General features: G+C 34.4%; 6 protein-coding genes. 5 read left to right on the forward strand and 1 reads right to left on the reverse strand.

Annotated features, from left to right (window positions below; translation table 11 throughout):
- The first annotated feature begins 177 nt into the window (after positions 1-177).
- On the forward strand, positions 178-2,745 hold the full coding sequence (locus ACKPCA_RS01970) for a DUF3857 domain-containing protein (RefSeq protein ID WP_321281064.1): 2,568 nt from the start codon (positions 178-180) through the stop codon (positions 2,743-2,745).
- Positions 2,746-2,916: 171 nt separating this feature from the next.
- On the opposite strand, the gene ACKPCA_RS01975 is transcribed toward ACKPCA_RS01970, so the two are convergent.
- Positions 2,917-3,912: a DUF4421 family protein gene (locus ACKPCA_RS01975; protein WP_321281065.1), complete on the reverse strand. Its 996-nt coding sequence runs from the start codon at positions 3,910-3,912 to the stop codon at positions 2,917-2,919.
- Positions 3,913-4,390: 478 nt separating this feature from the next.
- On the opposite strand from ACKPCA_RS01975, the gene ACKPCA_RS01980 reads away from it, so the two are divergent.
- From ACKPCA_RS01980 to ACKPCA_RS01995, 4 genes are all read left to right on the forward strand, one after another.
- The gene (locus tag ACKPCA_RS01980; RefSeq protein ID WP_321281066.1) at positions 4,391-6,946 is read left to right on the forward strand and encodes a tetratricopeptide repeat protein; all 2,556 of its coding nucleotides are present in this window, start codon (positions 4,391-4,393) and stop codon (positions 6,944-6,946) included.
- 160 nt (positions 6,947-7,106) lie between these two features.
- Entirely contained in the window at positions 7,107-7,913 is an 807-nt protein-coding gene (locus ACKPCA_RS01985) for a viperin family antiviral radical SAM protein (RefSeq protein WP_321281067.1), read from the forward strand.
- Between the two features lie 303 nt (positions 7,914-8,216).
- Positions 8,217-10,046 (forward strand): hypothetical protein, encoded by a 1,830-nt coding sequence (locus ACKPCA_RS01990; RefSeq protein ID WP_321281068.1) that lies wholly within the window; start codon positions 8,217-8,219, stop codon positions 10,044-10,046.
- A 3-nt stretch (positions 10,047-10,049) separates the two neighbouring features.
- Positions 10,050-10,727 carry a hypothetical protein gene (locus ACKPCA_RS01995; RefSeq protein ID WP_321281069.1) on the forward strand — a complete coding sequence of 226 codons (678 nt, stop codon included), beginning with the start codon at positions 10,050-10,052 and terminating at the stop codon, positions 10,725-10,727.
- Positions 10,728-10,837 lie beyond the last annotated feature (110 nt).

Raw genomic sequence — 10,837 nt, forward strand, 5'->3', positions numbered from 1 at the left:
CATTTTAAGTTCCATTGACTTTTGAACACCGAAACTTGGGCTTTGAATCATTCTATTTTATAAGAATTCAGCATATAAAATTTAAGTTGATCTATCAAACTAAATTTTTTTGATAAATTTAAACCGCCTGTTTTTTAATGAAGAAATGGGGGATTGTCATTCGTAATTTTGTAATAAATGAAACTGATTCAACTCTTTTTGGTATTGATTTTCACCAGTCAGTCAATTCTATCACTAGCAACACCCACTTTTAAAATCAAATCTTCTCCTGCCTGGAAAACAAAAATTAAGTTCGATCCACAGGTGCATGCACATAAAAATGAAGGTTCGGTAAGTTACCTCTTGTTAGACTGGCAGGACAACGAGATCACCAAAGAGCACAATTACCGTTACTGCATGAGTTTGAATGATGAAGATGCGGTTCAGAGCAATTCACAATTGTATTTTACCTTCGATCCATCCTACGAGGAGCTCTACATTAACACCATTAAGATTTATCGAAATGGCAAAGTGGTCAATAAGCTCAACAGAGATAAAATTGAGCTCATGAGAAACGAGAAGAATGTGGAACGTTACATTTATGATGGAAGCTATTCTGCGGTGTGTATTCTCGAAGATGTGCAAGTTGGTGATATTCTCGAATATGAATACACCCTAAAAGGAGCCAATCCAATATTTAAGAATCATTTCTACAATTACCATAGTCAGGCGTTTAATTCCAGAATTCAGCACATGTATTATCAAATGTTGCTGCCTGAGCTTAAAAAATACCAGGTGAAAAACCTTTTTGGAGGAGTAGCACCTATGCAAAGTACTAAAAATGGGATGCAGTCGATATCCTGGGACTTGAAAAATGTAGCTCCAATTTTTACCGATGAAGACAGTCCTTCATGGTACGATGCCTATCCGGCTTCAGAGATCAGTTCATTCCAGGACTGGAAAGAGGTGCGTTCCTTTATGCAGGATCTTTATCTTATGGATGTGAATTGTCCAAAGATCACTGACTTCATTTCAAAGAAAAAATTCAAAGCCGACGAGGAAGGAGTAATTCAAATCATCCGTTTTGTACAGGATGAAATCAGGTATCTGGCCATGAGCAATGGGGTAAATTCGCATAAACCACATCATCCCGAAAAAGTATTCGAACAACGATTTGGCGACTGCAAAGACAAGTCGTACCTGCTAAGCTATATGCTTAAGGAAATAGGAGTGGAAGCCTGGCCAGCCGTTGTAAATACCAAGGCCAGAAAATATGTCGATCGGTATGTTCCTTCCCCTTTTGCCTTTAACCATGTGATTGTGAAAATCAATTGGAAGGGTAAAACCTTTTGGGTCGATCCTACCTGTAACAATCAAAAAGGAGGGCTGGATCAATTGCAGAACCCATTGTATGGTAAAGCATTGGTGATCGATAATGACAGAACCTGTTGGGAGAAAATTCCTGAAGATCAGAGCAGCAAAGTAGTGATTAATGAAAATTTCTGGTTTACCGATAGCATTTCAAAAATTCGATATGATGTAGTCAGCAATTTCAGCGGGCAAATTGCCAATACAAGAAGAAGTTGGAACCTGGGTAATTCCCTGGCAGAAAATAAGGATGCCTACCTGGATTATTGTACCCGCTACTACGAGAATATGAACTGGAAACACGACTCGGCCTTAATATTTCGTGACAATCAGAAAGAGAATACCTTCACCATTATTGAAAAATATGAAATTGAAGGTTTGTGGGAGCATAGAGATACTGACAGCTTAGAACTGTATTCCAGTTATTTTCCTTACAATATGTACGAGTTTATGAACTCTACCAACGATAAGGTTAGAAATGCACCGCTGCAAATTACTCATCCAATTGATGTAGAACTGAAAATAAACCTACACTTTCCAAAACACAAGCAAGTTGCATTTACAGAAGAAAGGGACAGTGTGGTAAATGACGTGTTTAAATTTTATTACGATGTATCGAATAATAAGCTGTCCAATTTTGTAACCCTTACCTACAAATACAAAAGTTTACAAGATCATGTACCTGTTGAAAAATTAAAGACTTATTATAAGGATTACCAGAAGGTGTCCGACAAGTGTGAATTTCCTGTGCAGTGGGGAATGGATGTTGATCCTAAATTCAAAATATTTGGTCCTGCGGTCTTTATGGCAGTATTATTGATTATTGCTCTTTTCTTCTTGATTCGAAAATTGTACAATTGGGATACCAAGCCAGAGAATCAATTTGGTCCGGTTCAGGGGACTATTGGAGGTTGGTTGGCCTTGGTAGCTTTAGGCCTTTATGTAACACCAATATCAATAGTTTATTTGATATATGATTCAGGTTACTTTAACCAGGCAGTGTGGGATGACTTTATTGCACTGTATAGCAGCCAGTCTTTTTTGGCCGGAGGATTCTACTTTTTCGAATTGCTTTATAATCTGGCCACAATTTTCTTTGCCATATTCCTGATTGTATTGATGCATCAGAAAAGAACCACTTTTCCAAAACTGTACATTTATTTTAGAGTAATTGTACTTGTGGGATTATTTGCTGATAACATATTGGGTGCGGAAATTATTGGTTCCGACGCCATAGATAAAAAGGAATTGTCTCGAAGTATAATAGGTGCTGCAATTTGGATTCCGTATATGATGAAATCGCAGAGGGTAAAAGAGACATTTGTGAAGCGGCTCAGCAAAAATAAAACACAGCCAGAAAAAACAGAAGAATTACAAGCCTCTGAAGAATTGGTATAAATGAAAAGCTATTACTTTTTTGGACAATATTTTTTAAATCACATTTCCCTCAGCTAGCGCGCAAAACAAAGTTCGATAAAATCAATCCTTTCGCATGGTACTGTAATAAGATAACACGAAAGGATGTGTGCGACAGCGGGGGACCTTTATGATGATTTTACATGCAAAACGCTAGCCTTTGCCTTTCTTTTTAAATAGATGGGGAGCATTGAATCGCATTCCAAAAAAGATGTGATAGAAAACATTTGTTTCTGTATTCCTGGCAGTGGTATTCTCTTGTTTGAACCACGTGTCGGAAAAGGTGGTAAAAAGTCCTGTATAAAACTTACTGCTGTTATAGCCCATTCCAATTTTACAATCAGCTCTTAGCAAGAGGTTATTCTGATTCGTAACAGAATTCCCACCTGCTGTGCGCGTGGTAAGTTTGGTGTTTAAATAACCAATACTCGCAAGCATTCCTATGGAAGCATAGATTTTTTCTTTAAGCACAAATGTATGTGCATAGCCCGGTCCGATGTGAAACTCTATGTTCTTTGTTTTTTGAGTGTTTACTGAATTGGATTGATCGTTGATCCGATAATAATCGAAATTGAAAACAGGCATAAAACTCCCTGCACTTTTCAACTGGCGTTCTGTTTGGGTGGTTAAACTGCGTAAGGAGAATTTTGAATTATGAATATAGCCCGATGAAATGGATACTCCTTCGTAATTTAAATCAGGGAATTGGATATAGGCATCTCCCTTTGTCCAGTTGATATAATCATCGGTGTTTTTAAGGTAATATCCTTGAACTTTTGAGTAGGTAATATTCGAAAACCAATTTTTAAATACCAAGGCTGCATTAAGCTGAAAAGCTTTTGTCTCACCTTTTGAATTATTGTCTCCATTACCTGGTAAAAAATCAGGAGCAAATTGAACGCCCAACGAAATGAACTCATAGTGAATTTTCAAACGCAAGTTGTTGGGAGTGTTCGGGTAAAGAATGGTTTTGTTTGAGGGAGTTTCAACCCGAAAAGTTTCATATGAATTATTGAATGAAATATCAGCAGCAATTATCCCACTCATTTTTTCGATCCAGTCCTTTTCGTAATTATTACTTAGCGTATCTGATACTTGTGCTTCAGCCTTCAAGATCAGTATTGTAAAAACTGCACTGATCAGTGCCATTCGAATAAAATAGATCCTTTTTGCTGTTCCGCACATCCCTTTAAAATTATTTTACGACCAATAGGCATAGTTTACTTCCATACAAGATATTAAAAAATAACGATAGCATGAGCTTGTGGTTTGTGCTTCGCGTATGTAGAAAGATAAGATAGGGAAAATAAATAGCGAATTACTTTTCCCAGGAAGGGAAAGAGCATCAGTATAGGTCGAAGGCCTATGAAAAGATAAATCGAAACAACAAAGCCCTGAAAGGGAGCAAGCGCAAAAAGGTGTTGTACTATTTTAATCTAATAACCTTCAAACCCACCTCATCCAAAATAAAATCCACAATAATACTTTTTCCTAAGAAGACTTTATTATTAGAGATAAAGTCAATACAAATAATATTTTATTTTTTACTTAAGAATAAATTATTTTATATTTGCATCTCATCATCGTTGAAATCTCGCTGAGCGACAACTTTTAAATTTTAACAATGATGAACAAAGAAATAAAAAAACAAGCTCGCGAATTGTATTCTACCAAAGAATACAATTTAGCATTAACCACTATTTTTAAACTCGATTCTGTTGAAACAGAAAGCTTTCTAATAAAAGAAAGCGCAGAAAATCAATGGTTTCAGAATTTTGAATTTTGCAATTGCATTGCAAAAGAAGATAACTTGGTTAAAGAATTGTTGAGTTTTTCTCGAATTGATGAGTTGCTTTACAAACATTTCCAATGTGATTGGCAGGACTCGCACCCAACAAATCCAAAACCTTTTCAATTAAAAATTGCAGAACAATCACCTGAACTTTTCGTTAGGATGCTTCGTGTATCACAAGCTTTTTTAAAAAACAGTTGGTACACAGAATTAAATATTGACCAATATTCTGAGTACATAAAAATTCACCATCTAGTTTGGAAACATCTCAGCGATCAGGAAAGTAAGTTGTGGAGTGAAGTATTATACCAATTGGATAAATGTATCAACATAAATGATGCCTCTAGTATTCTAGCAAGTATAGTTCTCATTATTGAAATGGAATATTCAAAGAAGCCATCAAATGCACAACTACAGTTCTTAAGTCAGATATACAATACATTTATCTCAGTATTGCTAGCCAGGCTTCCTAAAAACCATAAATTTAACAATGCTATAAAACAGGATCTAAAGAAAATAATCGATACACAAAAAGTAAACCCTAATGTGCTATCCTTATATAAATGTATTGCAAGCTGGCAAGGATTTATAAACAGTCACATAGACCCATACTGTTATGATTTGAAAATAGAGCCAGATAACGAAAACGGAATCATAACATACAATCGCTCTTCAAAAGACTATTACAAATGGGAATTGGATGGACTTAGATATGAAATCAATCGAATAGATTATTTGTCTGTTGCATATGAAGAGATAGGTAAAAACCTAAATCACAGATTTAATCATTCTACGGAAATTCCAGAGTTTGCAGACTACGAATTTAACTGTCAAGCTAATTATTTATCATTACAGCATTTCCTGGATGATTTAAAACTATCAAAATTCCCTGGTGGAAATAATCTTGATTCACAAAGATTTTATCAACCGCTTATTGCTGCGTCTAACTACTATAAAATGCTTTATGATTTTTTTGATCAAGTGTATCAGAAAAACAAGAATTGGTTTGCAGCTTATCAGCAATTAAAGAATGATAACCCGAATTTGTATGAGATGGAAAACTTTCCCTTCATTCATTCTTCTATTGATGAGCTCTACAAAATCCATGATGGGCAATCAAAACTTGAAAAGGATTTTAAAACAAAAATAACTACGCTTTCTTCCCCATATACTTATAAAGCCAAAATAGGTAATGATTTTGATCGCTTCAATATTCATTATGATGTCTTTAAAAAGCCATTTCTGCAATTAGGCAAGTATGTTTTTACTCCAACATTATTCTTTGCAAAGCAGGATTGGTTTTATTCGACAACTCAAAATGCCCTTGAGCGTTTAAGCAACAAAAGAAATGATAAGCAACGTAAAGAGACCTCCGTTGAAATGGAGTCAGACTTAAAACTGCTCTTTGGAGATGCAGGTTTTGATGCTGAAATTTTTTATGGACATGAATTCTCTAATTCCGAAGGAGATATCGATATTAAAGTTACGGGCGGTAAGGATACAATTTTAATCCAACTGAAAAGGACCAAACTTCGCCTCAATTTAAAAGATTCTTATTTTGAATATCTTCAAACAGATAATAAAGCAAGCCGTCAAATAAATAATGTAGAAAAACATTTCTCCAGCCCTAAGGGAAAAATATACAAATGGATCGTCACAACCTCTTTTGAGAATACATATACTACAATAAATGATTGCTTAAAGGTGAATTATTTCGATTTAATTACAATTCTTAAATCATTTACTTACCTGAAGGATTTTTCAATTCAAGATTTAGTAAATCGAATAACTTCCGATTCTCAAATCTCAGATGTATTGCAGTATAAGGCCGTATTACATCCTGAAAATCTTGATCTAATAAGCTTTAAACAATATAGCGAATCTGGTATATTTAAAAACCTTTTGCCTTTGAGAAACCAATTTGAAATTTACGATGCTGTTACTCTACCTCTTCCAATGGCAGAACCCCAAGCATACAGAGAAGCCAAATTTCATACAGATAAGTCTTCATCTAATTATATTGGAACATACAACAAAGCATTGAATGCTGATAGAAATGGGAATTATTCAAAAGCAAAATCATTATTCGAGATATGTCTAAATCAATATCCCAATGATTTTGATGCTTTATCTGCTCAGGCAAATGTCCTTGCAAACATGAAACTCTTCGATCAGGCACTCTCTTATTTTGAAAAAGCACTTAAAATTTATCCAGAAGACCTATTCGTTTGCCGAAACTATGCTTTGGCTTTAATGGAAGCAGGTAAAGAGGTGAAAGCATTTAAAATTTATACTCAAATCAAAAAGGAATATCCGTTTGTTGATATTCAATTTCTACAACCAATTAAAAATTTACCTCCGGAAATAATTGAAAAGATGTTTTCTAAGTAATTTATAAAAATAGTTGTTACAGGCTGAATTTGTATTCAGCCTACGCTTTCTTTTTGTGCAACATATCTCATTCCTCCACAGGACAATTTTTAAATGATTTATGATGTACGAAAACAATTTTATACCGAGCGTAAATTTCCATTTATGGGAACCATGTAACATGAAATGTAAATTCTGCTTTGCAAGCTTTCAGGATGTAAAAAAATCAATCCTTCCCAAGGGACATCTTTCAAAAGAAGATGCATTGGAAGTCATTCATGAGTTGGCAAACTTAGGCTTTCAGAAAATCAGCTTTGCTGGTGGCGAACCCACACTTTGCCCTTGGCTAAATGAGCTGATTGCTGAGGCAAAATCACGTAATATGACTACCATGTTAATTACAAACGGAACAAATTTGTCAACTGAATTTCTAGAACTAAACAAATCCAATCTCGATTGGATAGCACTAAGTATTGATAGTCTCAACAAAGAAACCAATCAATTATCAGGCAGATCTCAAGCAGATACGAGAACATTGTCTAAAGAACATTATCTAAAACTCATACAAGAAATTAAAAGAGAAGGATACAAACTAAAAATCAATACAGTCATTCACTGGTTCAATTACCAGGAGGATATGACAGATTTCATGATTAAATCAAATCCTAAAAGGTGGAAGGTAATGCAAGTGTTGCCAATCAAAGGGCAAAACGACAAGCACATTAAGAGCTTGGAAATATCAGATCAACAGTTTTCTGAATTTATCAACAAACACAAACATATAAGCAGCTATATTTCAGAAACCAATAAAGATATGACCAATTCTTATGTGATGGTGGATCCTGCAGGCAGGTTCTTTGAGAATTCCAAAGGGATTCATAAATATAGTCAGCCAATTTTAAAGGTGAGTGCTGAAGCAGCCTTACAGGGAATGAATTACGATTATTCAAAGTTTATAGCAAGAAAAGGAATTTATAATTGGAAATAAGGTATAAACACTTTGGGCCTTGTATGCATAAATAGAAAAAACACCAAAGTCAACTTCTGATTGTTCTTCATGTTCTCACTACAGTGAGGCTATGAATCAAACAAAAAAAATGAAGTATAACTTGGGTGTAGCAGCAATGTTATTGAACAGCATAGGTTTAAAATAGTAATCAATAATAATGTTTTTTAATTATGTTTTTTTAAGTTTGCAAACTTAATTTTTGTTACAGTCTAAATACTTTTGTTAACACCTCTTCTATGGTGAGTGTTGATAGGAGCATGTATTATTAAATCGACAAAATTGATGAAGAAAATTTTTGTGGAGTATTATCAGAATATTGTTGTGAGATTATTTACTTGTCTGGCTATAGTTTTATTGGTTCATAGTTGTGGCGATAGTCTAACAGAAGAGAATTTTGTCGACTTGGAACCACCAACCGACAATCCAGCAATCGATTTGAGATTACACGGAACAGATTATACTTTAAATATATTTGAGCCTACCAAATTGCAATATACGATTGGGGACGGAACAACTAGAATCTATAGTGCAGTATATAGTATGGAAGATCAATCCTGGGAAGTTCATTCTAATGCAAGCACCTTCAATATTCATCCCAATGATTTTACACCAGGTCCTCACAAACTAAAGTTAGACCTTGTTGTAAGCACTGGAACTAATAGTATAGCTGATAATCTAGGTTTCGAAAAGTACCAAATACATAAAGAGTGGGATGTTATTACAGATGGTCGTAAGGCACCATCTTTACAGCCTGTAGCATCTGTTAATAAGGACAGTGTTTTAGTGATTAAATGGCCAAAAGCAGATCATTACAACTTTCAGTATTATGAGATATCTGCCAGTACAGGCTTCAGGTTTATCGACAAAAAGATAAGCAATATCAATGACACGACCTTTTGTGATCCACTTTATGCTGGCGAAGGTTATAGTTTTAGCGTCGATTGTATTACAGGAAATAGTTACGGTAATAGTCCTAGGATAGATATACCCATGGAAGCACCGCAATTGTACGTTCAGGAAATTGGGTATGAAAAGCTGAAAATAAGTTGGGAACGATCTAGATATAAAGCCAAATATAAACTTCTGATAGCGGGCTATGAAACGGAGTATTTTGCAACTTCTGCCGATACCTCTTTTGTGATGCCACAACCTGGTTTAGGGAACCGAATCACTTTAGAACTGAGAACAAAATCACAAAATGAGGTTTGGGAAGATGATTCATATGGATCGTTAATAACTTCATATTTAAGTTATTCTATGGGGCATCAGATATTGCAAAGACAATTAATTCACTATGCTTTCAATAGAGAGGAGAAAGTTTTTTATACAAATGATGGTAATGATGTGGTCTGTTTTGATGTAAATAGCTTTAATAAAAACAAAACGCTTAAAGATTTGGATAATGAAGGTTTATTTGCATGTCCTACAAACTCATCAAGAGTAGCCACTCTTTCGCAGGATAAAATATATGTGTTCGAAGATAGTCGCTTGGAAAACCCAATTGAAATACCATATGAAAATACTACTTCTTTTAATCTTGATCACTTTCTATTTACTGACAATGGGAAGATAGCTTATGCAAAAACAAACACGAATACTTACCATTTGATTGACATAGATAGCAAGCAGGAGCTACTACAAATCCCAATAGATGATTATCCCATATACAGCAAATGGGCTTGCATTTCAACTTCTCAGGATGCCAATTATATGAGTGTTGGTACAGAAAATGGACTAAAAATTTACCACTTAGCCAATAAGGCAAATGAGATCTACTCTGATACCAGGAATTATAGATCAGTTTATTTTAATCCATTAAATGCATCGGAATTGTATTTGACTTTTAATGATAATCAAATTTTAGAAGTGCGGAATCCATTGGATTTTAGTCTGATTAAAACAATCAATCTGGAAACTAAGATGGTAATTGAAAACATCGATCCAGCCTCAAATAAAATCCTATTAACCAATTACAAAAGGCTATTTATTTATGACCTCACTACGGGAGAATTGGTATTTAGCATGCCTGGCGAAAGATATTATAATTATCTATTTGACGGTCTGTTATTAACTGAAAGTGGATTTTTATTAGATATTAAAGAAGAACTGTAAGACATGAAATTAAAAATAAGTATCCTATTTATCGTGATATCCTTTGCCTGTCAAGGGCAAAATTTCAAATTTAGCCTACGTGCTGGTTATGGAGATTACCAGCTGAAGGAAGTGAAAGAGATGCAGCAGGAGTTCATGAAAATGAGTCAACTGGAAAATATAAAATCGGTTCATGAATTTTCGGATCAAATCTATTATGGTTTAACGGCAAATTATTTAATTGGGAAAAAGAATAATCTTGGGATTGATTTTGCTTATTATGCAACAGGTGGTAGAAACCATGTTCGAGATTATTCGGGAGAATATAAATTGGATATGCAGTTGTATGCTTATCGCTTGGGAGTTGACTATCATCACCTGATTTTTAGGAAAGGCAAATTTGATGGTAACTTGGGTATGGAAGGTGGTATTATCTTTTCCAAAATGAAATTAAAAGAAAAGTTATATCTAAAAGATATTAGTAGTGAATACCATACCTTTAATTTGAAAGCCCAGTCTTATTTTGCAGAACCTTTCTTTTTAGGTTCTTACCATTACAATAAAAAAATATCACTTGATTTAAAGTGTGGGTATGAATTGAGTACCAATGGTGATTTAGAATTAGATAAGAATAGTGATATTCACAGAGATGTTTTATGGATGGGATTAAGAGTTTCATTAGGTCTTAGTTATTACTTATAAAATATTTACTGAGGTCCAGCTACATTTTATTTACAGTACAGTTCACTCCTTGGGCCTAGGATGTATAAATATAAAAAGCATCAAAGTTGAAAACTTTGATGCTTTTTGCA

The sequence above is a fragment of the Marinifilum fragile genome, assembly GCF_963677365.1.
In the GTDB taxonomy this organism is placed as follows: Bacteria; Bacteroidota; Bacteroidia; order Bacteroidales; family Marinifilaceae; genus Marinifilum; species Marinifilum fragile.